The 25,217-nt window shown below is 30.9% G+C and carries 29 protein-coding genes and 1 pseudogene; 19 read left to right on the top strand and 11 right to left on the bottom strand.

The window, feature by feature from the left end; genetic code table 11:
• Positions 1-252: 252 nt before the first annotated feature.
• Entirely contained in the window at positions 253-1,380 is a 1,128-nt protein-coding gene (locus INT39_RS02705) for a phage integrase Arm DNA-binding domain-containing protein (RefSeq protein WP_193014430.1), read from the bottom strand.
• Positions 1,381-1,418: 38 nt separating this feature from the next.
• Between INT39_RS02705 and INT39_RS02700 the strand changes: the two genes are divergently transcribed.
• From INT39_RS02700 to INT39_RS02690, 3 genes are all read left to right on the top strand, one after another.
• Positions 1,419-1,706: a hypothetical protein gene (locus INT39_RS02700; protein ID WP_193014431.1), complete on the top strand. Its 288-nt coding sequence runs from the start codon at positions 1,419-1,421 to the stop codon at positions 1,704-1,706.
• Positions 1,707-1,856: 150 nt separating this feature from the next.
• Positions 1,857-2,159: a glycoside hydrolase family protein gene (locus tag INT39_RS22765; RefSeq protein ID WP_193014432.1), complete on the top strand. Its 303-nt coding sequence runs from the start codon at positions 1,857-1,859 to the stop codon at positions 2,157-2,159.
• A 203-nt stretch (positions 2,160-2,362) separates the two neighbouring features.
• Positions 2,363-2,821 carry an Hsp20 family protein gene (locus tag INT39_RS02690; protein ID WP_193014433.1) on the top strand — a complete coding sequence of 153 codons (459 nt, stop codon included), beginning with the start codon at positions 2,363-2,365 and terminating at the stop codon, positions 2,819-2,821.
• A 1,340-nt stretch (positions 2,822-4,161) separates the two neighbouring features.
• On the opposite strand, the gene INT39_RS02685 is transcribed toward INT39_RS02690, so the two are convergent.
• Positions 4,162-4,725, bottom strand: coding sequence for a hypothetical protein (locus INT39_RS02685; RefSeq protein WP_226893912.1), 564 nt, complete (start codon positions 4,723-4,725; stop codon positions 4,162-4,164).
• 1,770 nt (positions 4,726-6,495) lie between these two features.
• Here INT39_RS02685 and cspA point away from each other — a divergent pair.
• From cspA to INT39_RS02650, 7 genes are all read left to right on the top strand, one after another.
• Positions 6,496-6,708, top strand: coding sequence for an RNA chaperone/antiterminator CspA (cspA, locus tag INT39_RS02680; protein WP_193014434.1), 213 nt, complete (start codon positions 6,496-6,498; stop codon positions 6,706-6,708).
• A 746-nt stretch (positions 6,709-7,454) separates the two neighbouring features.
• Positions 7,455-7,814, top strand: coding sequence for an MmcQ/YjbR family DNA-binding protein (locus INT39_RS02675; RefSeq protein WP_193014435.1), 360 nt, complete (start codon positions 7,455-7,457; stop codon positions 7,812-7,814).
• A gap of 98 nt (positions 7,815-7,912) precedes the next feature.
• Entirely contained in the window at positions 7,913-8,422 is a 510-nt protein-coding gene (locus INT39_RS02670; protein WP_193014436.1) for a GNAT family N-acetyltransferase, read from the top strand.
• A 256-nt stretch (positions 8,423-8,678) separates the two neighbouring features.
• Complete coding sequence (locus tag INT39_RS02665) at positions 8,679-8,837, top strand: hypothetical protein (protein ID WP_193014437.1); 159 nt, start codon at positions 8,679-8,681, stop codon at positions 8,835-8,837.
• A 53-nt stretch (positions 8,838-8,890) separates the two neighbouring features.
• Complete coding sequence (locus tag INT39_RS02660) at positions 8,891-9,232, top strand: hypothetical protein (RefSeq protein ID WP_193014438.1); 342 nt, start codon at positions 8,891-8,893, stop codon at positions 9,230-9,232.
• Positions 9,233-9,732: 500 nt separating this feature from the next.
• Positions 9,733-10,071, top strand: coding sequence for a hypothetical protein (locus tag INT39_RS02655; RefSeq protein ID WP_193014439.1), 339 nt, complete (start codon positions 9,733-9,735; stop codon positions 10,069-10,071).
• Positions 10,072-10,309: 238 nt separating this feature from the next.
• On the top strand, positions 10,310-10,531 hold the full coding sequence (locus INT39_RS02650; RefSeq protein WP_036937520.1) for a YdcH family protein: 222 nt from the start codon (positions 10,310-10,312) through the stop codon (positions 10,529-10,531).
• A 194-nt stretch (positions 10,532-10,725) separates the two neighbouring features.
• Here the strand turns inward: INT39_RS02650 and INT39_RS02645 are convergent, their stop codons facing one another.
• A complete protein-coding gene (locus tag INT39_RS02645) occupies positions 10,726-10,977 on the bottom strand; it encodes a putative Se/S carrier-like protein (RefSeq protein ID WP_193014440.1) in 252 nt (83 codons plus the stop codon).
• Positions 10,967-12,052 carry a YedE family putative selenium transporter gene (yedE, locus tag INT39_RS02640; protein ID WP_193014441.1) on the bottom strand — a complete coding sequence of 362 codons (1,086 nt, stop codon included), beginning with the start codon at positions 12,050-12,052 and terminating at the stop codon, positions 10,967-10,969. Before yedE ends, INT39_RS02645 begins: the two co-directional genes overlap by 11 nt.
• A 916-nt stretch (positions 12,053-12,968) precedes the next feature.
• Between yedE and INT39_RS02635 the strand changes: the two genes are divergently transcribed.
• The 4 genes from INT39_RS02635 (at position 12,969) to INT39_RS02620 (ending at position 15,037) form a co-directional block, all read left to right on the top strand.
• The gene (locus INT39_RS02635) at positions 12,969-13,250 is read left to right on the top strand and encodes a DUF5339 domain-containing protein (protein WP_193014442.1); all 282 of its coding nucleotides are present in this window, start codon (positions 12,969-12,971) and stop codon (positions 13,248-13,250) included.
• Positions 13,251-13,465: 215 nt separating this feature from the next.
• Positions 13,466-13,999 (top strand): dihydrofolate reductase family protein, encoded by a 534-nt coding sequence (locus INT39_RS02630; protein ID WP_193014443.1) that lies wholly within the window; start codon positions 13,466-13,468, stop codon positions 13,997-13,999.
• A gap of 348 nt (positions 14,000-14,347) precedes the next feature.
• Positions 14,348-14,749, top strand: coding sequence for a hypothetical protein (locus INT39_RS02625; protein ID WP_193014444.1), 402 nt, complete (start codon positions 14,348-14,350; stop codon positions 14,747-14,749).
• Between the two features lie 42 nt (positions 14,750-14,791).
• On the top strand, positions 14,792-15,037 hold the full coding sequence (locus INT39_RS02620) for a hypothetical protein (RefSeq protein WP_193014445.1): 246 nt from the start codon (positions 14,792-14,794) through the stop codon (positions 15,035-15,037).
• 50 nt (positions 15,038-15,087) lie between these two features.
• Here the strand turns inward: INT39_RS02620 and INT39_RS02615 are convergent, their stop codons facing one another.
• Together INT39_RS02615 and INT39_RS02610 are read right to left on the bottom strand one after the other, a co-directional pair.
• Positions 15,088-15,627, bottom strand: a complete 540-nt coding sequence (locus INT39_RS02615; RefSeq protein ID WP_193014446.1) for an AAA family ATPase — start codon at positions 15,625-15,627, stop codon at positions 15,088-15,090.
• Positions 15,628-15,855: 228 nt separating this feature from the next.
• Positions 15,856-16,611, bottom strand: a complete 756-nt coding sequence (locus tag INT39_RS02610; protein ID WP_193014447.1) for a hypothetical protein — start codon at positions 16,609-16,611, stop codon at positions 15,856-15,858.
• A 362-nt stretch (positions 16,612-16,973) separates the two neighbouring features.
• Between INT39_RS02610 and INT39_RS02605 the strand changes: the two genes are divergently transcribed.
• The 4 genes from INT39_RS02605 (at position 16,974) to INT39_RS02590 (ending at position 19,637) form a co-directional block, all read left to right on the top strand.
• Positions 16,974-17,171 carry a ParD-like family protein gene (locus tag INT39_RS02605; protein ID WP_193014448.1) on the top strand — a complete coding sequence of 66 codons (198 nt, stop codon included), beginning with the start codon at positions 16,974-16,976 and terminating at the stop codon, positions 17,169-17,171.
• A 17-nt stretch (positions 17,172-17,188) separates the two neighbouring features.
• The gene (gene map / locus INT39_RS02600; RefSeq protein WP_193014449.1) at positions 17,189-17,965 is read left to right on the top strand and encodes a type I methionyl aminopeptidase; all 777 of its coding nucleotides are present in this window, start codon (positions 17,189-17,191) and stop codon (positions 17,963-17,965) included.
• Positions 17,966-18,235: 270 nt separating this feature from the next.
• Positions 18,236-18,580 (top strand): antiterminator Q family protein, encoded by a 345-nt coding sequence (locus INT39_RS02595; protein ID WP_226893914.1) that lies wholly within the window; start codon positions 18,236-18,238, stop codon positions 18,578-18,580.
• 193 nt (positions 18,581-18,773) lie between these two features.
• The gene (locus tag INT39_RS02590; RefSeq protein ID WP_193014450.1) at positions 18,774-19,637 is read left to right on the top strand and encodes a lipase family alpha/beta hydrolase; all 864 of its coding nucleotides are present in this window, start codon (positions 18,774-18,776) and stop codon (positions 19,635-19,637) included.
• A gap of 77 nt (positions 19,638-19,714) precedes the next feature.
• On the opposite strand, the gene INT39_RS02585 is transcribed toward INT39_RS02590, so the two are convergent.
• Positions 19,715-20,149 carry a hypothetical protein gene (locus INT39_RS02585; RefSeq protein WP_193014451.1) on the bottom strand — a complete coding sequence of 145 codons (435 nt, stop codon included), beginning with the start codon at positions 20,147-20,149 and terminating at the stop codon, positions 19,715-19,717.
• 276 nt (positions 20,150-20,425) lie between these two features.
• Here INT39_RS02585 and INT39_RS02580 point away from each other — a divergent pair, with 276 nt between their 5' ends.
• Positions 20,426-21,163 (top strand): phosphatase, encoded by a 738-nt coding sequence (locus INT39_RS02580; protein WP_193014452.1) that lies wholly within the window; start codon positions 20,426-20,428, stop codon positions 21,161-21,163.
• 99 nt (positions 21,164-21,262) lie between these two features.
• On the opposite strand, the gene INT39_RS22925 is transcribed toward INT39_RS02580, so the two are convergent.
• The 4 genes and pseudogenes from INT39_RS22925 to cyaB form a co-directional block, all read right to left on the bottom strand.
• Positions 21,263-21,958, bottom strand: a complete 696-nt coding sequence (locus tag INT39_RS22925) for a methyl-accepting chemotaxis protein (RefSeq protein ID WP_413468898.1) — start codon at positions 21,956-21,958, stop codon at positions 21,263-21,265.
• Positions 21,959-22,036: 78 nt separating this feature from the next.
• Positions 22,037-22,813 (bottom strand): annotated as a pseudogene (locus INT39_RS22920) (Tar ligand binding domain-containing protein); the annotation flags it as partial.
• Positions 22,814-23,570: 757 nt separating this feature from the next.
• Positions 23,571-24,170, bottom strand: coding sequence for an NADH:ubiquinone reductase (Na(+)-transporting) subunit E (gene nqrE, locus INT39_RS02570; RefSeq protein ID WP_193014454.1), 600 nt, complete (start codon positions 24,168-24,170; stop codon positions 23,571-23,573).
• A 459-nt stretch (positions 24,171-24,629) separates the two neighbouring features.
• Entirely contained in the window at positions 24,630-25,190 is a 561-nt protein-coding gene (cyaB, locus tag INT39_RS02565; protein ID WP_193014455.1) for a class IV adenylate cyclase, read from the bottom strand.
• Between the last annotated feature and the right edge of the window lie 27 nt (positions 25,191-25,217).

The raw sequence follows: 25,217 nt of genomic DNA, 5'->3' as shown, positions 1-25,217 counted from the left end.
TTACAGGCTTTCTTATAAGTACGAGTAATGTGTTTATGCGTATTTTTGTATTAAAACTAGCCAGATGTAGCAAAACTCAACGAACATTAGATAAAACGTTAGCGTTAAAATGAAACAATAAAAAGAGGTGATGAGGTTTTATTTACGGGGACATGAAAAAGAAGAAAAATAATCTGCAAACCGCATGATAAAAGTGGCGATAATTATCATTTGCAGATTATCTGATGGATTAAAATAAAGTCAGAAATAAGATCAACACGCGATGGTTATCCATTCTTTGCCACGAACATTGTTGTAACGATCAGTTTGTGCGCGAGTCGCATGCCCTAATAAAGCTTGCGTATCGATACCCTGCTTTCGGTATATACGTTCTGATAATGAACGTTGCTCATGAAAGGTAGCGGGTGTTCCCTGTTCCCAATCAATATCAATTTTATTTCTTGCTTTGGTAAAATTCGTTGTCATCGTATTCGCTGTGACAGAGCCTCCTCGTTGTCCTTGCGATGTGGTTCGAAAATAGTGAATTAAGTAGTGGCTCACCACGCGATCACGACAGCGTTCAACGATTTCTTTAAGTGAAACATTAATGGCCTGATTGCGTAAAGAGAGGGGAATGGCCACTTTAGCGCCCGTTTTACCTTGAACCACATGCAAATGGTCATCCCAGATATCTTGAAAACGCATCCGTGAGATATCGCTAATACGTTGACCGGTTACGAGAGCAAGGAGCATCGCATTGCCCATATAACGATGTTGCTTGTCAGCTAAATCATAAATTTGACGCCACTCATCTAAAGTCAATCTTTGACGCTTGATCCGAGTTTTTGGTCTTTTGGTTGCCAATGCAGGGTTATAACCGGGTGGCACTTCACCGGCATGTTGTGCCTCTTTAAATATATCACTAAAAACGGATCTAACGACTTGTGCCATACGCGATTGTCCTAAGGCTTTATACTCATCGAGAATACTGACCAAATCTCGAGTGCCCACTTTTGCGAGTGGAAGTAAAGCCAGTTTTTGGCGCATAAGAGCGATAGGTTTTTTCTTTTGCCGATAGGTGGCAAGTTGTATCTCTCCTTGATCTAAACGTTCCTTTTGGATATTCAAATAACGATCTAACCATGTGGCAACGGTAATTGATTCATCTTTATCAGTTGCAATACGATCACTGATGGCTAAAATTTGACGCGTTCTTTGTTCTGCAATACGGCTATTGGCTTCGATGGCGATTAATCGCGCTTGAGTTTCATCAGCGCCCAAGGAATGAAATTTACCTGTTATAGGGTGGCGATATCGCCAATACATTTTTCGCATTCTTGGATGATACGTTGTATATAAATTTGGGATATCAATGTTTTTCTCACGAGGTCGTCCGCTCATCTTTTAATATCTTCCTTAATATTGGATCGTCAAAGGTATTGATTGAAGGTGTCGCTAGCATATCCACCAAGTCAGCATCTTCTCTGACTTGCCACATTCCACCTAACAGCTTTAGAGGAAAAGCAAAAGAGGCATTTGGTGTAGGTTATCTGCCAGAAATAATGCAGTATCTCGATGAAATAGAAATTGAGTATGAAACTGAAATGTCTGCTTATTCTCAATTAAGAAAACGGAGCAAAGAGGTTTATGAACTAACTAAAACTTTTTTCTTTATTAGTTTGGTTGTTATAAATTTGATCTATTTTTTTTATATCCTTGTCCGATAAGTTTTTAATTATTCTATCTATATTGATTTTTTTCATTATACTTTATCTCTAAGTTTTATTTTTCTAATGATAACATAATTAAATGTTAAGTTTGATTCTAAGATTTAATTATATTTATGAAATAATACTTTTTAATAAAAAGGATATTAAGTGCAATTAAAACGGAAAACAATTGTATTAAGTAGCACTAGTGCCGTTACTATAGCCTTAACACTTATTAGTTATTTAGAAGGAATAAAATACAAATCCTATTATGATATTGCAGGTGTTTTGACGGTTTGCTATGGACATACTGGCAATGACATCATTCAGAATAGACTATACACACAGCAAGAATGTGATGCTTTATTACAAAAAGATTTTATTAAAATACAACCAAAAGTCGATGCTCTAATCAAGGAATCTCTTGATAATCACACTAAAGCTTCTTTATATTCTTTTGCAAAAGTGTGATGGCAGCTCAAATAAGTTAAGCATTAAATAGTTGAATATACAAAACCTCACTTCGGCGAGGTTTTTTGCTATCTACAAACCCATGTTGGTCAAAGATAAAAAATTTAGGTTTTAGGGCTTGAAAAACACTTGCTCGTTCATATTTATATTTTGGGTAAATAAGATACTGCCCATAATTCACTAAATACTGAAGGAGGAGTTATATGCCTAACATTAAACCTTTTTCATTATTCCCAACATTATCTGACAACTTAGTTTCAAATCGTTTTGATCAGATAGATCGCCTGTTTAGTCAGTTAACAGGCAGTAAGCCAATTGCATCACCTGTACAGACTTATAACCTGAAACAGATTGATGATAACCATTATGAACTGACAGTGAGTGTGCCTGGATATCAAGAAAATGACCTATCGGTTTCATTGAAAGGTAGTCGTTTATTGATTGAAGGGAAAAAAGAAGAAAAATCAGAAGAAGACAATGATAAATGGATCCACCGAGGCATATCTCAAGGGCAATTTACGTTGCAGTTTGACCTCGGTAAGAATGTTAAAATAGAAAAAGCTGATTTATCAAGTGGACTTCTGACTATTGCTATTGAGTATGAGTTACCGGAAGAAGAAAAACGGCAAACAATAGCGATAGAGAATAAAGATAAAAACTAATTAAGATAAAAGCTAATTAAGTTAGATAATGTAAATAAGATTAAGGCTACGCATGGTGTGTAGCCTTAATTATTTTTGTCGGGGGTTCTAAATTGTATTTGGTCAGACTTAAGTTGACAGAGTTCGTAAGTAAAACGCAATTAGAGCTGAACGTCTGCTCTGGGTGAGGAACTGACGTTGGCAGTTCTTCTTACAACTTTAATCGTAAGACTAACATTGAGGAAATATGATTAATGAGTAGGAGGTTACAGCGTGCCTATACTGATAGTGCATCGAGGGGTTCATCTAGAGAAATTATCAAGGTTAGTATTATTAATGATTTCTTGGGAGAACTTACAATTGAAACGAGGGAGTAATCTTAAAAGCCCTAACCATTGCAGTCAGGGCTTTTAAAGTACTTCAGAATTCAAATTTAACATTAATAAACTTAATAAATGATACTGCTATTTATACCGCTTTCAAATGTACCCGTTTACTACAGATAATATTGGGCATTAATACTAAAATCCTCCCTCTATTTATCTCGTTATACAACTGCCTGCACTTTCAGAACCTAAGCGTGGCAATTTAAACAAGCACATCCCCTCGCGACATATACTCTTTGATGCGTTGCCTATTGCTCATACGGTTATTATAAATAAACCGTCAGCATCAACTAAAAAACAAGGCCTTACATCGTCGCGCTAACACTACCATTTTGCGAACCAGCACAATCACTACAAGGCCGGAAAGCAAGTACATCCCAAACAACAAATTTCGTGGCCTGTAAAGCAAAATGGTTTTCCGATAATTACTTTCTATTCAATAGTTTACTAACTACTTTCATTGTGCTGTTGAATACTAATTTACACATTTGATATTTAATGTCAACACTGTTTTTTAAAACATGTTTTTATCTACAGCGTAGTGACTGTGCCATATCCCTCTACTCATTGTACAGGCCTACTAGAAAAGTCCGTTCCTGGCACTGAGCGGACTGTTATTGGACTAGATTTAGCCTTAAGTCATAGCAGTATTAGGTTGAATTCGATCATATATATCTAAATTGCAAGTATGAAAAGATTACCCAAAACACAATAAAAAATGCTGATACGCTAGGAGTCATATCGATATATAAAATAAACGCAAGAAGCAATGTAAGTCATGTCGTACTAATTCGTATCAACCCTAAATTAAATAAGGTTATTTTTAAATATTAAATAGTCGAATATGCAAAACCCCGCTTTGCAGGGATAGATCGTTAAAAATAAATTTATCTTGAGTTTGTTCACTCAGTTTTTTAGAAATAGCTTGCACAAAATAAACGGAGTTTAATAAGGTTGTAAGTAATATTATTAGTTTTAGTCATAGTTCATTTTACCTGTCCAGTAACTTACTTTACCTTTGCATTCCTGATCATCTCCCCAGCCATGATTTACAAAGCTATTTGTTGTTAAATCAAAGATGGTTATTATTCCAAAATCTCCGTCATATAAATCATAGTCATGACCTTCTTGAGGTATAAATTTATGCCGGTATGTTTTAATTGTTTGTGTGTATTGAGAACGGAATGTTACTGCTTTATATTCTAATTCAATCCGTTGATTAGCTTTTATTTTATACTCTAGAGCGTCTAATCCTTGCATTTCTTTTGAGGGAGGTAGCATTCCTGGTATTTTTTTGTTATATGTTGATTTTATACCAATAATATTAAATCCGGGCCCCAAACTTTTTGTATCAGTTTGCTTATAGCAGTTTCCATCTTTTTCATAGATGTTCATTGTAAGCGGATATGCATAATTTTTAGCCCTAATTCGTGAAAAATCAGAGCCTTGATAATCTTCAGGTGGGGATGCTAATCTAACTGCACAGCCGGAAAGTAAACATATTGATATTGTTGTAATAATGATTAATTTCTTAGGCATAATTTTTTCCTTTCATAAACATCTAAAAGAACAATAATATTTAATTACCTAGTTTTATTTTTTAATAAAGCTGTATCCTTTATAAAATGCTTCGAAGGTGAATCGTATGTGTAAATATATGAAGCCATTTTGTATATAACGTATATTAATATCTATTTGATTTTTCAAAAAAAGATCAAGATATTTATATCGCTGTTCGATAAAAAAGCCCCCAAGAGTGAGTTGGGGGAGAGTGTGAGTTATATTTAGTTATAATGTAAAAAAGGTTATGAGTTGTTTTTGTATTATAAAAATAATTAATTTTCAATGCTTATTTTGTGTTTTATCAAATCAAAATAAAAAAATATTAAAAAATAATATTTGTTTGCTATGGTTAAGTTGAAAAATTAAGTCGAGATGGGGAATATAGATCAGATTTTTTTCATAAGAATGGAATAAAATATTTATCTTATATTAATGTTTTCGAGAGCAATGATTATGTACTCTAGGCAATAAATTAATTTTATTTTTTAATAAAAAACCATCAATAATGATGGTTTAAAGAACACAGAACGCCGATGAATCATAATTGTTATTATAGTGTACCCCCATATAATCCCTATTTACTATTACATAGATCTTTTTAATGGAAAAAAGTGAAATTAATCACAATTATAAAAAATCACTAAAATAATAAATTTAAGTTATTCTACTTTAATTGAAGTTCCCTATACTTTCATGAAGATATTTTATTATGTAGGGGCAAAAAAAATCCATCTGGAGAAGATGGATTAAAAGGAAAATAATGCTAACTCATATCGTATAATGAAGAGAACAGCATATTGACTAAATGGACAACTTAGAATCTATAACTCTACAGCATTAATGACCTTATTATTAATAAATAAAATAGAATTGAAATTCAATACTTATATGATAATAATATTTTTTTATCATATAAAAGTATCAATATGTTTATATTGATGTTCAATAAAAAAGCCCACAAGTGATACGACTAAACTAGTTGGATATTCAATATATGCAGGAGTTAGCGAATGCCAAAAATGAAATTAGTCGCTTGCGTGATATTAAATGGATGGTTCTCGGGTTCAGCTGAAGAATATCAAAGATAAAGATTCAGGAAAATCTTGGTGGATTGAAGCTGTAAGTTGGCAGTAAGACATCAAACAATGGACTAGAACACTCCACAGGACTGCTGGAGCAGTCAAAGTTGGTCTTGGCAGCCAAAGCTGCACTATTTATATTGGCTCATCTGAATTTACTGCTGATCAATTGAATCGATATTTATCAGATTTTAAAAGTGAGCTGTGGAAGCTTATCCTAGTATGGCATTGAAGATAATACTTTGTTGGGGTGCCCTGATGATGTTGAATCTATCAACTTCCGTATTTCATGTGGTTCTCTCATGAATTAACGAAGACAGTCACGACAACGGGTAACTCTCGTTCCGCGTGGTATGAATGTGATATCTGTAAATACGTTACGGCATATATTTAAAAATGTGTTAGAAAAATAGATATCGGGAGCATTGGAGATAATAAAAGTGCTATCTTTAAAAATAAAATTTGCTATATACGCTTTTCTATGGCTTAATGACATCACTGGTTTGGAAGTACAGGCCTATTTATGTTAGTAAGATTAAGGTTGTTCCCGTTTAGCGCTATCCTCGATACCACTTCATTGCGAATTCCTTCTAATTGATCCCATAAGTAAAAATAAAAAACAAACCGAACATGCCATATGGCGATCTAAATAATTAAAGGAAATTCTATGTCTAATACAATGACTGGTACAGTAAAATGGTTTGATGAAGGTAAAGGTTTTGGTTTTATTACTCCTGCAGATGGCAGCAAAGATGTATTCGTACATTTCTCTGCAATCCAAAGCGATAGCTTCAAAACATTAGCTGAAGGCCAAAAAGTTTCATTTACCATGGAAAATGGTATGAAAGGTCCTTCTGCTGGCAATGTGGTAGCACTCTAAGGGCGCTATAACTATTTGCCTCTATTTTAAATGCCCTTGTTGTAGCGGTTCACAATATAGAACATCACAATTTGATGTGACAGTGAACAACCCACACGGCGCAAGATGTATATTTTGTAAAAGTGTAATGGCAGCTCAAATAAGTTAAGCATTAAATAGTTAAATATATAAAACCTCGCTTTGGCGGGGTTTTTTCTTATTTAAATATTATTATAGGGTACTGATAATACTTAAAAACATTAAGGCCATTAAGAGTATATATTCTTCATTTCTTCATTTCTTCATTTCTTCATTTCTTCATTTCTTCATTTCCTTATTTTCTTATTTTCTTATTTTGAATATCAGCAAATCGTTTCAGCACTTTTTTTGTAAACATTACTTCAATTTTTTTCAAATCGTTTTTTATATCCATCCACGATAACCTTTTGAATTTCTTGTTTATTCTATTTTGATATAGCAATAATTCTTTCTGATTTTATAAAAAATAATAATTATTCATGTGTATCTTATAAATATTTAAAAAATTAGCTGATAAGCCATAAATGATAATTATTGTTAATGGATAGCTATAACCAATTGTTGTTTAAAAATATTATTTTTAGTAAAGCATCTGCCTTAACTTTAAAATATCTATTAATTTACTGATTATTCAAAGGGGGACTAGTAGTGGTGTTAATAATCAGTTGATTCATAAGACATGATAGGTCTATATTTAAGTTTAGATATTTTGCTGAACTGGAGGAGTAATGAATAGAAAAGAGCTCATTGACTATATTGAAGAAAATTATAATGTAACTCCTGAATATTTATGGAGCAAATATCCAAATTATGCAATTTTTAGACATAAAAATAATTCAAAGTGGTTTGCTGCTATCATGGATGTTTCAGAAAATAAGTTATCTGATGATGGGGAGAATAAAATAATTGATATCATTAATCTAAAAGCTATGCCAAACCTCGTTGGATCTTTACGATTAAAAAAAGGGGTTTATTCAGCATACCACATGAATAAAGAACATTGGGTTTCTATTAAACTAAATTGCGAGTTTAATGAAAAAGAATTGCAATCTTTAATTTCTGAAAGCTATGATTTGACTCAAAAATAAATGATAGAAAATAATTTGTAGTCTAAAATTATCATTACTTATTACCTATAGTAATATACAATTAATTTATATATTACTATATTTATTCTGGATAACGTATGGACTTTATTTTCACAAAAATAATTGAAGATGATTGGCTGCTTTTTAGTCGTTTATATCGCTCGCCTGAGGCTATGCAGTATGTATCAACTACGATGAGTGAAGAGCAAATAAGAGAGGCTTTTAATAATCGGTTGCCTGAATGGGATTTATCATCCTCACATTGGCTGTTCTTTACTATCCGTAATAAAATAAATAACGCATCTTTAGGTTTTACGGGATTGAAGCTTATACACCAAGATAAAGAAAAACTGGCTGTGGTTGGTTATATCATTGCACCAGAACACGCAGGAAAATCTATAGGTACCAAATCATTAGCTCAACTATTAGCTTTGCCTGAATTGGTTAGTTTGACAAAGTTTCAAGCTGTTGTGACTGCAGGGAATAGGGCATCAGAACGTGTATTAGAAAAAAATGGATTTATTCTTACTGAAATTCTGAAAGATAATTGCGTTATAAATGGTGTGGTTTTTGATGATCATATTTATACATTAGATAAATGTATCTGATTTATATTTTATAAAAAAGACCATAGACTTAAATAATGGGATTTTTGAGGTATTGAAATAAAAATAATACTTATTTTTTATTAAAATATATTGTAAAAGTATTAAATTTTTTCTAAAAACAAATAGTGGACGATATTTCAACTATTTCATTATTACATCTTTAAATGATGACTTTGTAAAATCCTGTAAGTCAGACCGTTCTGTCGATATTTTATGTCAATATTTCCCCAACTCAACAAAAGGGGAGAACGTTACTATGTCCGCAATGAAAACTGAAGTGATTGTGATTCGTTTAACAAAAAAAGAGCGTGCATTATTGGATTCAATAAAAACGATGCCATTACTTGCAGATTGGATGAAAGAATTAGCTCTTTCAAAATTAAAAGAACAAGAAAATTTAGCTGATAATAAGTGAGGAAAGCCCAAAAAACAGAGTGGATAATAATTTAAATATAAAGGCTAATAAATATGGAAAACGATAAAGTTGAAATAAAGGTTGTTGGAAAAGGTATTCTAATGGCATTTTGGATAGGTCTGTTAATAGTTACTGGACTGCTTATTTATAATGAGTTAAGCCCACATTCCAATTCAGGGGGATGGTCAAGTTTATCTAGAGCAATAACTTCAGTTTTTATTATATTTAGTGCTGGTTTTTATTGTCTTATCTGCTTTTTTATTTCACTTAATGAATGGTTAAGCTGTCGTAAAAACGAGTGTGTGAATGTAGTTAGAACTAAAATAGCAATGATATTACATGGAATTGTTGCTTTAATTGTTGGAGTAATGGCTTTACCTCTTTTTTTAAAGTAATCCCTATAGAGTTTATTTAGCTAAAACGCTATGACTGAGTATATTAATTTGAGGATATCAATCCTAACTATTCTTTGCAAAAGATAAAAGGATAGATATATTTATCATGGAAGAATTGTAAATTATGCTTATTATCAATAGATAAGGAAAGCCCAATGTGGCGGCATTGGGCTTAGTGACTCAAATAGATGGGTATAAATTACTATAAGAGATCACTATAAATGTAGCGATTTTTTATTTTATAAATTAACAATAAATGCTTTTTTTCCAATAAAAAAGGTATTAATGCTTTTATTTGTTTGTTTCTAAATCAAATTGATGTTTTTTCATCCTTTTATTTAGTGTAAATTTTCATAATTCTATCTCTCTTTTATCTTTTGCATTAATAGATGAATATTTATTCATTTTTTCCAATATTCGTTTGATAACGATAGGTAGATTAGAATTCTATATTGATAAATTCTATTTAAGAGACTATTTTTTAACTTTAAGATTTTATAATGAATAAAAACAATGAATTAGCCATTACTGAGCAACAAAAAAACTTATGTGAAAAGTATCAGGCTTTGCCTATGTCGCCAGAAGATATGGTTGCAATTGCTTTAGATACATTACATGCAAATCCTATCTTTGGGGCACGCATAAAACGACCTCAAGACGGTACAATAAGCTGGTTTTTTTATTGCGGTGAACACTGTAAAAGAGATGATTTTTATCAAACACTGCATACAAGCCATTTAAATGAATTGTTGCCAGAAGTAATAAAATATCTTTATCTACCCGAAGGATATAAATTTATTATTGATAAAGAAGGATATGAAGATGTTTGGTTTGAGTAGATAACTTCAAATAAATATTAATGACTATTTTATAATCTAATACTAGGTAAAATTACCAATTAATACACTAGTTACCATAATATACGTATTTAATATAAAAATGTTCAACTATTTTTAAAATGAAAAATATTAATTGATATTGGTCTTACTTTTAACATAAAGGCAATGACAGCCCAATCTGTTTGAGTGAAACTGAAAAGAGTATTTAATTCACAATTGATAAGGAAGGTAGCTATTTATGTTTCCAGAATATCGTGATTTAATTTCAAAGCTCCGCCAAACAGACCCTCACTTTCGAGCTCTTTTTGAACAACATAACGAACTTGACCATAAAATTGTAAGATTGGAACATAAAGATAGAAGAGGTTATGGTGAAGAGGTCGTAGAGTTAAAAAAACAAAAATTAAGGCTAAAAGAGGAAATTCACCAGATCCTCAAGAATCCACCAGAAGAAGAATGACGAGTGATCAAAGAGTCATTTTATGGATATTTAATTATAGAAACCATCCGGTTTAAATACGGGTGGTTTTTATCTTTTAAATAATCTAATAAATGTAATTACTTACTCGTATGTAGCAGATTTTATTATAGTGAAAGGCTACAAAAATGTAGCCTTTTAACTTTTGAAAAGTAGATAATGTAAGAGTGCTTTATTTAGTTTTTATCTTGCCAAAGTAGATCGAAATGATTTGAATTTACTTTATAAATGGCTCTAATGTTATTATTAATAAATTTTTTATAGTCTTCATTTTCAGAAAGATAAGTCGATATTGCTAATTCACATTCTGATGATAATTTTCTAGGCACATCAATAATCATCACTGAAAAATTATCTTGCTGAAGTTGGTGATAAAGTTTTTTTACAGCATATTGCTCATGGAAAAGAAATAAATAATTATGCGTCATTTTTATTAATCTCATTATCCTGCATTTTTTTTACAGTATAAGTATAAAGAACACCTATAGTGATGGTAATAACTAAACCAACAATAACAATAATTTTGCCATTATCGGTAACGCCAGCAGGGCTTGATGCATAAGAAAAATTATGAGCAAATGCAGCGCCGACCAACATTCCCATTACACTTATAGCAGCATCGGAGTTGCCTTGTCCTGCGTTAGCAAGTTGACGTAATGGGCAACCTGTAATAAACACACCACAAAGGCCTACAAGTGCCATAGAGAGGAAATTCCATAGACCATCATTATGTGCAATAGGTTGATTTTCAAAACCAAGATTGAATTTTCCTAAGTAGAGATTGCCTAAAAAAACAACAACTGTTAATGCTATTACACCAAATGCCATATTATAATTACGTGATAGAAAGACGTGCTTTGCCATTCCAATAAAACAAAATCGAGTTCGTTGAATAATAAATCCAATAATAAGCCCTGCTATTATAGACATCCATACAGGAGCATGACTTGCACCAGGACCTTTTACACTGGCATTGAAAATATCACTATTCCATAAGAATAAAACAAATAGGACTATGCAAATAATAGGTAAAATAAAACCTTCGGCAGAGGATTGACGATAATTTCTTGGTAAAGAGAATCCTTTTTTTACAAATAGACTACCAACACCAATACCTATTATTAATCCAACTAATCCTATTACAGCATTTAAATCACCAGCACCAATGCGAAGTACCATTCTTAATGGACAACCTAAGAAAACTAAACAACCTGCCATCATTAAAAAACCCAACGCAAATCGAATAATGGGGGCTGAACCCGCTTTTGATTGAAATTCTTTAAACAGAAGGGCGGCAGCAAATGAGCCAAGAATAAAACCAAATATTTCAGGACGAAGATATTGTACTGTTTCGGTGTTGTGTAATCCCATACTGCCCGCACTATCTCGAATAAAGCAAGCGACACAAACACCCATATTAGGTGGATTTCCATTAACACCAAGAAGTAAAGAAATAGCACCAATAACAATTCCAGATATGATCAAAACCCATTTTATAGACATTAAATGCCTCCGTTGAAGGGGCGTACCCCTGACTAATAGAACCTATTAAGTACAGAGTAACTATATATAAGTGTGACATATGATTCTTTTATATAGATCACGTCAAAATTATAAAAATAGAATTAAATTAAGAGGATGTTAATTTAATTCGTAATAAGTTAATGGTTGTTTAAATGATTTATTTCATATAATGATGATAAAAGTTAAAATAAGTAATTAATTATTATTTGTTACTCTATTTTAGATGTGTGTTTATAATTAAAGGTGGATTTTTACCACAATATTCTCAAGGCTTTTCATACAATAAGATAATCTTTGAGATAAAATACATTGAGAACCTAAAAATAATTATTATTTTCTAACTTATAAAAGTGTTCATCCATCCATTTCTTTTTTACGTATAACACCTAATGTTTAGAGATGTTTTCTTGTGAAAAATCACTTTCCAAATTATTTTCTATAAATCAAGTTAAATAGAACACTATATCTATATTACTCTTTTTAGGAGCATGAAAGGTAGGAAAAACTCCATAAGCGTGCCAGTCTATACTGGTAATTTCCATTTTTATCTATATTTGTGAGTTAAATTTGTTTTATTGCATCGAAAAGTAAATGTATAACTATGATTGTTTAGATACACCCTTGATTATGCTATTTTGTGTAATTTCTTCCTTTAAAAATTCATAACAGCATATTAATTAAAGAATAATAATTTTTTTTGTTAATTAAAAGAAGAGATGGCTAATATTAATCATCTTATTTTGATTTTGTTTTTAAATTACTCATTATTGGATGTGATTTTATTTTTTAATTAAGATAATACTTATCCTTATTTTTTATTTTTCTTGAGATAATCTAAACTCAAGAAAAACAATAGAATCTCTTTCTAACTATTTATTAAACTTAAAGGATATTTATGAAAAATCTTATTTTAGCATTGGGTTTATTATCACTTTCTTCTGTTGCTGTTTCTGCTGATTTATCTAAATCATGCGAAGATTATTTTAAAGAAACTGACTCTTATGTTGAGTTAATGGCAAAAAATGATGCAACTAAAGCTCAAGCTGAAGCGATGAAAGCACAATATGCTCAAGCTAAAGAACAATTTGCTGCATTACCTAAAGACGTTCAAGAAAGTACTTGTAAGCAAGCTTTAGATTCATTAGAACAAATGAAAAAAATGGCTGCAGGTCAGTAAGTTATACGTTATAACTACAAGCCTTATAGATGTTTAAAACTATAAGGCTTTTTTTTATTATATTTATAAGTATGCACTTCATTCTTTATTTCTAAAATTAAAAATTAAGAGCTTATTAATTTTTATCGCCTTTCTATTATTTTCGCTTCTTTTTATTTTAAATTTTTTTATTTAATGGTAATTTAATATATCCTTTCTAAAAAAGAGTATGAAAAATGAATATCATAGTTTATATAGCAACAAGTTTAGATGGTTATATTGCTGATAAGCAAGGTAACATTGAATGGCTTACTAACATTGAGAATCCTGAAAATTCAGACTTTGGTTTTACCGATTTTCTTAGTGAAATAGATGCTATTGTTATGGGAAGAATAACGTTCGAAACAATAATGGGATTTGATATTAAATGGCCATATTCGCAACCAGTTTTTGTGCTAAGCGATACCCTTAAAAAACTACCTCTATCATTACCTAGCAATGTTAATATATTATCAGGAAGTACTTCTGAGATAGTGAAAACACTTAAATTTAATAATTATAATAGAGTGTATATTGATGGTGGAAAAACAGTTCAGTCTTTTATTGGTGAAGGCTTGGTTGATGAATTAATAATAACTAAAGTGCCTATTTTATTAGGCAGTGGAATACCTTTGTTTACGTCTAATAACAACAAGATAGAGTTTACACATTATAAAACAGAAGTATATTTAAATTCTCTTGTGAAATCACATTATAAAATAAAAAAATAGAATGAAATAACCTTATTTTTATTAATCGGACATTCTTTAATGTCCATTTTTGTTGACTTAAATTATATCCACATTAAAAACATGGATTTATAATTATTCATACGTAATTCATTATTAGTTTTAAGTATGTATATTAATAATGAATTGAATACTTTTTGGCCTAACTTTGTATTTTACTTATGCCAACCATTTATTTTGTTTTTTGTTGTAATTTATAGTTTAATTTATTTTATATGGTGCTTTTTTAAGTCTATTTTTCTTTTTTTATTAAAATAATAAAAATTATTTTATTGATGAATATTTTTATGAAATAATTATTAATTCCTATTTCTTATTGATATTTATATTATGCATTACTTTTTATTTTTATTATTTTCTGCATTTGTTAGTACGGGTTGTACTACAAGCAAAGTAGCTAAAACCAAATTAACTGAAATACATACTGATAATTTTCATGTTGATAGTAAACCAGTTAATAATAACTTGGTTTTTATGTTAGGAAAGCAATCTCGTTTTGAGATGGAAGTGCAAGAAGAAAAACAAAAATTTGGACAGATTTTTAAGATTGGTTTAAATGACTCAAAGTCATTAGTAAATAATCAATATCTCAATAATGATAACTCAACAATAAAGCCTATTCAAAAAATAAGTTTTACCATGCCTGTTCCTGAGCCATTTTGGAATGAAAAAAAACAAACAGTTGAATTTAAATGGAAACAAAAACCACATTATACCTTTGATGCTTATTAATACTTTAATATCAAGTTGAAATTTAATTTCATATGGAAAAATATGCGCATAGTAATCACTTTATTATTATCTTTTTTATTATTGGGTTGTGCAACTGATAACGTTACTTTTAGTGCGGGTGATTCAGGAAGTCACAGATTAGGGAGTCCTGTGTGTTCTACTTTAGTTTGTGGTAAAAATACCCGAACACCAGGAGAGCAAAAAGCAATTAATGAGGCTGTTCACGAACAACAACGTGCCATTATGCGGGGAGAAAAACCTGATTTACGGATTATGGCTTCTTATTAAAAACTAACATTATTATCAGCCAGTAATTACTACTGGCTGATAATAAATTTTTAGATATTATTAAAAATAAAATCAGCCCTATGGGCTGTTTCTATTTTAGGAAGCTCTATTAAATGATAATTATACTTTTTATAAACGGCTATCATAGCTAGATAAGTCTCTTTTGCTTCTTTTTCTGTTTGTTTCCTTTCTTTATCTTGAGTATAAATTTCAGTCCAGGGTGGTGCAATAAACACATTCGTTGAATAACGAAATAATGTAATTGCTTTATCAAGGTATTTTGGGATAGTTAAACCACACAGTAATAAATATCCTGCAATATCGGGGAGCCCTCTATCATAGAAATAAATTAGTTTTTTGTTAATTGCTTCATGCCATGAACGCAGCTCCCAAATTAGCATTGAATGTGCGAAAGCATTAGGATCTATCCATGGTAATGCATTTCCTTCGATAATACTTTGGTCTTGAATAATGGCTCTTCCTGCTTCTAAAGAACAAGGATAGCCTCTATTTTTAAATTCATTTATTAGTGTGGTTTTCCCAGAGCCAGGACCTCCAGTTAATATAATACGATGCGGTTTTTCAGACATAATAATTCCTAATAAGTTTATATAATTAATAATGATAAAGGGGGATGATATGTAGAGGAAGTTAACATGAGGGTGATTAGGGATTAAATATACATAAAAAAGGGAACTAGATAAAGTGTACTAACATGAAATGTTAATATAGTCTTGAGTATCTTATTTTGTGAGGACTCAAAAAGATAGCGTAATAATTTACGCTATCTTTAAAATAAAAAAATGAATGGATAAGGATTAAGGAATACACGGTTCAGGTGCATAGTGACTATTTGGGAAAGGGTTTGGTAAATAACTACACTTTTTCATCACTTTTTGTTGGCCTTCTTCTGATTCAAAAAGTGCAACACCAATTACTCCCTGATTTTTTTTATCACCTTGCGTATTATAATTTACATATCCCTCATCAGGAGAGCTAAAACGAAAAGCAGCAACTTGCTGATCATTTTTTCTAAATCCTTCAACAAATAACGTATCACTTGGTCTTAATAAATAACCTCTATTTTGATAAGAGCCCGCTGTACCGCTAATAACATCTAAACCATCAACAGTGATAATTACCTCATATATTTTGCGTGGGCTGGTATTATGTAAGAAAATAATATAACGATCATTCTCTTTACCATATAACAAGTGTTGGTTGTTTTGCGCACTATACAGTGGCATTGTTTTTTTATCTTCCGTTAATATAGATATCTGTACTGGGCTTTCATTTATACGTGTGTTTTTTGAATAAGAATCAGCAGGTTTTCCACTTTGATAGTATATTGAGGTTGTTTGTGAGGGAGTATCTGATAATCGATATGCATCAACATGCTGAGTAACAGAAGATAAGCTTTCTCCCCATTTTGTTGAAAGAGCTCTGTTTTCAGTTTGCTCGTTGGCGACACTTAAGCTTGTGGGATAATTTCTCTCAATTGTTGTACAGCCTGAGGTTAGTATTAAAATACTACTTAATAACGAAAGTGATGCGATGGTTTTAAATAGATTCATATTCTTGCTTTCCTTAGTATTTATACGAAATTCGTTTCTAAATTTTATTAATACTAAATTAGCGTTTGCTTTCTAATTTGTCTCTCAGCTAATTCTGAGGTTAGTCATATTTAAAAATAAATAGCTGTAATTTAGGCTAGTCTGAAGCTAAATGTTATAAATTTATAGATGGGTGTAACGAAGTACATGAAAAGCATAAGTATAACCTCTTTATTCTGAGTTTTATTTTCTCGTATTTCTCCTTGTTTTCTTATTTAGGCATTTTATGCCTATGGTTATATCGAATAGCAATTGAAAGAAGAAGGGTTTAATTCTATTATATAACGTATATGTTTTATTATGATCTGTATATAAGGATTGGTGTGGGTATTGTAAAAATTTCTGATGAATTACATGAGTACTTGCGAAAAGCAAGCAATGTGATGTCACGCTCTGTTAATGCTCAGGCAGAATTCTGGATAAAAATTGGTATTCAAGCAGAATTAAACCCAGATAAAACGTTTCCAATGATTATTAATGAAATGCTGAAAAAAGAGACCATCAAGCAAGAAGTCGAGTAAGAATAAAAGGAAAAATAATGGATAAGATAACGATTAAAACGACAGATGAAATTGAATTGATGCGCGAATCAGGACGTTTGTTAGCGCAAGTTTTTACAATGCTTGATGATTTTATTGTTCCCGGTGTTTCTACACTGGAAATTAACGATAAAGTAGAAGATTTTATTGTTAATGAACTTCATTCAAGGCCCGCAAGTAAAGGGCAATATGATTATGAATATGTTTTAAATACGTCTATTAATGAAGTTGTTTGCCATGGCGTACCAAAGGTAGATGAGCGTTTAAAAAGTAAAGATATTATAAATGTAGATATTACATTAGAAAAAAATGGATTTATTGCTGACTCAAGTAAAATGTATATTATGCCTGAGGCATCACCTATTGCGAGAAAGCTTGTACAAATAACGTATCAAGCAATGTGGGAAGGTATTAAAGAAGTAAAACCAGGGGCAACATTAGGTGATATTGGTCATGCTATTCAAAGTCTCGCACAAAGTCATGGATATAGTGTTGTAAGAGAATACTGTGGTCATGGAATCGGCAGAGAAATGCATGAAGCACCACAAGTATTACACTATGGTGTTAAAGGACAAGGTATTGAATTAAAAGAAGGTATGACTTTTACGATTGAACCAATGATAAACCAAGGTGGTGCGAAAATTAAAACTAAAAAAGATGGTTGGACGGTAGTCACTCGTGATAAAAAATTATCAGCTCAATCAGAACATACTATTTTAGTTACAGCGAATGGGTATGAAGTATTGACTTTACGTCCTGAAGAAACATTACCCTAATTGTTAATGCTTTTCTATTTCTAGCTATTTTAATAAAAAGTAAAGAGTATTTATATTTTTAATATCATTTCTTTTTTAAATTTAAATAGCTAGAAGAGAATTTCTGTTTGATTGTATTTTCATACCTCTATTAATCGATTAATGATTTACTTCAATATCTGAATAAAACTAAGTTGTAAATTAAACTTTTATCATTATATTCATATTAAGCTAATTATTGCTAAATAGTTGCAGGATGCAATTATCACCTTATAAAAACAAGGATGTAATATGGAAAATATATCAAAAGTATTAGCGGGGTGGGGATCTTGGATCGCTGATAATCAAGAGATTGTTAATTTATTGAGTGGCAATAAAAGGGACGTTATTCCTGAGAGGATAAGATTAAGAAAAAAATGTTGTCATCATAAAGCAATAATAATCAATGAATTAATGTCAATACTCAGGGAGCACAGTAGAGAGGAATATCAACTGCTTATTGACTATTATGTTTTTGGTAAAACATTTATTCAGCTTGCAAAATATGAATCGTGTTCAGATACTTATATTGGAAAAAAAATAAAAAAAGCAGAAGGTATAGTTGAAGGTATGTTACTGTTTTCTAGTCTTAATTAAGATTATCTGCAATAAATTAAAATAATGCTTTACGATCGTAAATTATAGATTAATCTAATCATACTTATAACAAGCAGAATATTAAAATGTAATATTGTATAATAATTTTTATATTCTAATTTTTGTTATAGGTATTGCTAATAGGATGTTTAGCAAATTAAATAAATTAATTTAAAACCAAGGAGTGGAAAATATGTCAACTTTATACCCGATTGTTTTAGTTCATGGTTTATCTGGATTTGATGATATCGTAGGTTATCCCTATTTTTATGGCATCACTGATGCATTAGAAAAGGATGGTCATAAAGTTTTTACTGCATCTCTTTCTGCATTTAATTCGAATGAAGTTCGTGGTGAACAACTTTGGGAATTTGTGCAAAAAGTGCTGAAAGAAACGAAAGCTAAAAAAGTAAACTTAATTGGTCATAGCCAAGGTCCATTAGCTTGTCGTTATGTTGCCGCAAAGCACGCTAAAAATATTGCCTCTGTAACGTCTGTCAATGGTGTCAATCATGGTTCAGAAATTGCCGATCTAGTGCGACGTATTATGCGTAAAGACAGTGTGCCAGAATATATTGCTGATGCAGTAATGAAAGCCATTGGTACCATTATTTCTACGTTTTCGGGTAACCGTGGTAATCCGCAAGACGCTGTGGCAGCATTAGAAGCATTAACAACCGAAAATGTTACTGAATTTAATAAAAAATACCCACAAGGATTACCGGAAGTTCGTGGTGGTGAAGGCAAAGAAATCGTAAATGGTGTTCATTACTATTCATTCGGTAGTTATATCCAAGGTTTAATTGCTGGTGAAAAAGGTAATTTACTGGATCCTACTCATGCAGCAATGCGCGTATTAAGTGCATTTTTTGCAGAGCGTCAAAACGATGGTTTAGTCGGTCGGACTAGTATGCGATTAGGTAAACTAATTAAAGATGATTATGCAGAAGATCATCTTGATATGGTAAATCAGGTTGCTGGGTTAGTAGGACGTGGAGAAGATATTATTGCCATTTATACTAATCATGCGAAATTCTTAGTAAGTAAAAAATTGTAACTCTTTATAGCAACCCATTAATCGTGATGTAATTAAATGGCTCTAATTTTTTATTAGAGCCATTTTTAGCTATGATATTATGAGCAATTCTTATTAACACTGATAGAAATACCATAACCTAATAAATAAAGAGCTTGTTCTAAGCTATCTACTTTTGATGTTTGATTAACTTCTAATAAACGCTCTATTTGTGCGCTAGATAGATTCATTTTCCTTGCAAGATCAGATTTTTTAGTTTTTGTTTCTAACATTGCATTATGTAAAGCAATTTTTAAACAGCTAATGAGCGGTAAATAAACAATAAAATCACCTGGTTGTACTTTTGATGGTACCGGAATAGGCATTTTGCTTGCAATAAACTCTTCAAGGCCGACATGTAAAATATCAGAGGCTTCTAGTTCAATATCATCTTCTGTATAAGCAACAGCATGTATATTATCAAAATCACGGTATGTAATTTCGTAGGTTTCACTTTCTTCATCAAAATGAGCGACTGCTGGATAGTTGAACATAAATAACCTTTTTAAAATTGAATACTAAATTCAGAATGAAATGACATAATTCAATATATTTTCAAAATAATGGTGTATAGCCCTAAAATGAAACATTATTTATCTAATTGATATTAAATAATATGTTAAAGATTAAAGCATATTTATCAAAATTTATCTTCATTTCTTGCTAGAGTGGGAAAAAAGGAAAGCAGACAAAATGTAGCATATCCGCTCCTTCCCATTTTTATTGCTATTACTAATCGATTTTAAGGTGTTTTTAGAAAGGAGTTATTTATGTATCCCGTTGATTTACATGCTCATACTATTGCCAGTACACATGCTTACAGTACAGTTAGTGAATATTTTCAGCAAGCTAAAAAGCAGGGGATAAAATTATTTGCAATAACTGACCATGGCCCTGATATGGATGATGCACCTCACGAATGGCATTTTTCTAATTTACCAGTGATCCCTCGTATTATCGATGGTGTGGGTATTCTTTATGGTATAGAAGCCAATATTAAAAATATAAAAGGTGAAACTGATTGTAGTGAGAGAATGAGCAATAAACTCGATATTGTACTTGCTGGATTTCATGATCCGGTCATGGGATCATTAGGTCTTGTGGATAATACAAAAGCTTTAGTGGCGACAATAACAAGTGGCATCGTTCAAATAATAACTCATCCTGGAAATCCAAAATACCCTATTGATATCATTGAAGTAGCAAAAGTAGCTGCAGCTTGTAATGTTGCTTTGGAAATGAATAATTCATCATTTATTCACTCTAGAATGGGAAGTGAGAAAAACTGTATAGAAATAGCAAAAGCGGTACGTGATGCAGGTGGATTAATTGCTTTAGGGTCTGACTCGCACATTGCATCTTCATTAGGCAATTTTGATCGAGTATTAGATGTATTAACTGAGATAGAGTTTCCTCAAGAGCGGATATTAAACACGACACCAAGAAGAGTGTTAAATTTTTTAAAATCACATGGTAAAAAAGAAATTCCTGAATTTAATCATTTCTAATGTGGTATTAAATAAATAATAAAAATAAGAAAGCTATCCTAAGATAGCTTTTTATTGAAAATAAAATTTAGAATTTATAAGTAAGTCAATGAATATAGATTATTGATGGAAAACAGTTAACTCCTGTTTTAGTCTGTCAGATTGTGTTTGTAAAGAGTCTAGTGAACCTACTAATTCTCTCGTCATTGTCGAGTTAGCTTGTGTTGTTTGATCTAATTGGTTTATTGCATCTTCAATTTGGACAATGCCATTACTTTGTTCATTGGTTGAAATAGAAATATCGTGGATCATTTCATTAATATTTTCAGTATGCTTAGAAATATCAACCATATTATCGTTTGCGTCAGCGGCTAACTGAAAACATTGATTTATTTTTTTGCTTGAATTAGCGACAAGGACTTTGATCTCTTTTGAAGCTAAATTACAACTAATTGATAATTCCCTAACTTCTTTAGCGACAACCGAAAACCCCTTACCATGTTCACCCACTCTAGCAGCCTCTACAGCAGCATTTAACGCTAATAAATTAGTTTGGAAGGCAATATTATCAATGGTAGAAGTTATATCATTAATTTGCTCAGAGAAAGTGACAACTTCATGCATGTTTTCAACTACATTAGCGAGCATTTCATTACTCTGATGGATCATTGAATCTGTTTTTGTTACGAGCTCGCATGATGTTTGTGTATTTTCTGCATGCTGTTTTGAGGTTACACTTAATTGTCTTATTCCTGCGGACGTTTCAAGTACTGCAGCCGATTGTTGTTCAACTCGTACCGCAAGATTGTTGTTCATAGCAGCAATTTCATTTAGCTCTGAATTGATAAGGCTTGCACTGTGATTGATGTTATTTACAATCTGTTTTATTTGATTCCGCATTTTTTCAATATTAGCAGTGAGGATATTTATCTCAAATAGACCTTTTGTTGTCACATTGGTTGCTAATTCACCATTACTGATGTCTTCGATATTTTTTATTATGGCATTTAGCGGTGAAATGAAATTTTTTCTTAACACAATCTGAACTAAGAAAGAGAAAATAACAATAAGGAACGTAATTATAATTAAGCTGTAAATAATTTTATCATAAAGTAGCTCTCCTTCATTTAATGAGTTGGTGTAATGTTTTTGTAATTGCTGATGATAGCGAGTGTAAGCCTGCTCAAAGTTATCTTGGTAGGATTGTGTCGGTTGATTTAAATACTCATATGTTTTGCCTTGTTCTAAAAAGGCTAAAAATTCAATGAGTGCGGCGTTAAGTTCAGTATATTTCTGTTCTAGTTGTTGTAAATAGTTTTCATTTTCAATGTTGTGAGGCACCTTTTTAAAACTTTCCCAAGCATTTTCGATATGTTGTAATTTTTCTTTAGTTTGTTGTAATAAAGCTGAAATATCAGTATTTGCAGTAGCCATTTTATTAATAATTAATAAATGACGAGAGCTTGCTCTATTTAAGGTATTACGTGTTTGTAGTAGGTTTTCCCAAGTAGTATTTAATAGTGATTGTTCATTATAGATATCATTTAGGTTGTTTAGATTTCTTCGGTAATCATTTACTGATGAAAGAAAGAGAATACAAGCTAAGCCAAGAAGTAAAACTAAAGAGCCTGTAATAAGCCAAACTAAAGTTGTTGTTTTTAAACTCGACATATTGAATGAGACGTTTGGCAAATAACGCTGTTTGAAGTTCTTAAACATGTAATGTTATTTCCTTTTTTATAAAAATATAACTATGTAATTTATTGATTTTTAAGTTTTATTTTTACTTCCTGTAATTGGTATAGACAAAGAGTTATAAGAAATGAGTAAACATATGCTTTTAGGTCACTCTTTGATTTAATGCCATATATCCTTTTGATATTTTTCAAATACTAAAAAGAGTATCGGCATTTTATAAATATTCTTTATGGTTATTTATTGTTCTTATTGATAAATTTATTAACTCAATTGTTTCCACTCTCTAATGTATTGATTTTTAATTAATTTTAATTAAGTATTAAACGTTGAAATAAAAAATAGAAATGATGTAATACGACTTTTTTAAGGAAAAACCTTAACCTGTTGATTTATTATTAATTTAATGTGACCTAATTTTTTATTTTTAAACAATTAGGTTTTAATAGCGTAAGTAATTCTATTCGTAAAATAAAAAAGTAATAATAATTTAAAGAGTTATAAATAAAATTATTTTTCTTCCGTATATAAGAATAAGTAAGAATTATTTGTGTGATGAGTAAAGATGAATAGAAAAGACGAAAGGAAGGGATAAGTAAGAAAACAGAGTTAACGACTATAAACGGAAGGTGTTAGCCTTCCGCTTATAGATAATAGTGATATTACAGATGAGACTAATGATGTATAAAAATTCAAATTAAGTAAAACATAAAAATTAGGAATAAAGATATTTTTAAAGTGAAATACCAGAGAAAGACATAAAGCCAAGCGACATCAAACCGACAGTGATAAAGGTGATACCTAACCCTCTTAATCCTTTAGGGATATCGGAGTATTTCATTTTTTCACGTAAACCGGATAGAGCAATAATTGCAAGTAGCCAACCCACACCACAACCTGCACCATATATAATTGATTCTGAGAACGTATAATCACGTTCAACCATAAATATAGTGGCACCAAAGATAGCGCAATGAATAGTCAATAAAGGTAGAAAAATTCCTAAAGAATGATAAAGCGAAGGAATAAATTTATCTAAAAACATCTCTAATATTTGAACTAAAGCAGCTAAAACGCCGATAAAAGTAATATATCTAAGAAAACTAAGATCAATACCTTCGACAATTACATCTTTTTTTAAAATAAAATGATAAATTAAGTTATTGATTGGTGTGGCAATAATGAGTAAAGCGGTAACGGTAAGGCCTAGCTTTAATGAGGTTTTAACCTCTTTCGAAACGGCAAGAAAAGTACACATTCCCAAAAAGAAACTGAGTGCCATATTTTCAATAAAAGTCGCCTTAATAAAGATATTAAGGTAATTTTCAAGCATAAATCCTCCTAGTAATAAATTTTTTTATTAATTGTAATAAAAACATCATATTAATATAAGTAGTATTATAAAAATATCTTTGATTTTAGATCCAAATGACATTTTTTGCCTAAAATAAGAGATTTTTTAAACATTAAATAAAAATTTATTGAGAAGATTATGAAAAAAATAAGGTTTATAAAAATTTAACACTGAAGTAAGTATTTCTGCATTATGGCACAGTTAATAAAATTTATTATTTTCTAGACTTATATCTATAGTTTATTATTTCGAAATGAGTGTTGTTTTTGATGTTTTGTTTTTTTAAAAATATGAGGTGATAAATTTTTACCTTATATGTTAATAAAAAGATTAAAGAAAAAAGTTATTTTGGTAAGACTAGTATCAAAATCAAATCATTCTGCCGTAAATCCTCGCCCAGTGCGGGCGGGAATATACGGCGAAAAAGCCCCAAGGGTTTTAGGGTAGGCTACTCTGAAGGGCAGTCACCATAAGTGTTTTATAGCTGTTTTTCTCAAGATCGCGTTCGTTAAAACCGAACTGTAGGGCTAAATTTTTTAATTGTTCAGTGTAAAGAGGGAGTTTGCTTTGGTCATCCGTCATGATAGCGAATTCAGCAAATGAACCTAACTTATCTAATTTATCTATAGTGATATGAAATTCATTTAAGAAATAGATTTCTCTTGATTTGGTGTAATTTAGAATGCAGTGATAACCTAGTGTTGTAAACATCGATACGGTTTTTTCCGCATCTTCAATACGTACCGCTTCACATTGTGATAAATCGGGACCTTTAACGATGAGAAGATTTATTCCAGAAGGTGACATTCTTCTTATACATAAACTTATGGTTAGTACAGGAAATTGGGTACTAATAGGCTCCATATACCAATCTGTTTCTTGATTTTCGGAAGCGAATAATGTTGCACCAGCGCCTTGCAATGCTTTGATAAAATCTTGTGGCTTTTGAAGATGATATTTTAGCTCTGCTTCAAATTTTCCTTGAAAGTGATTAGTCATAATTTTTTCCTAATTTATCGTTAACAT

This window comes from Pseudomonas sp. FME51, from assembly GCF_014897305.1.
Note: the sequence above shows the minus strand (reverse complement) of the source record. Positions and strands in the feature narration are given on the sequence as shown.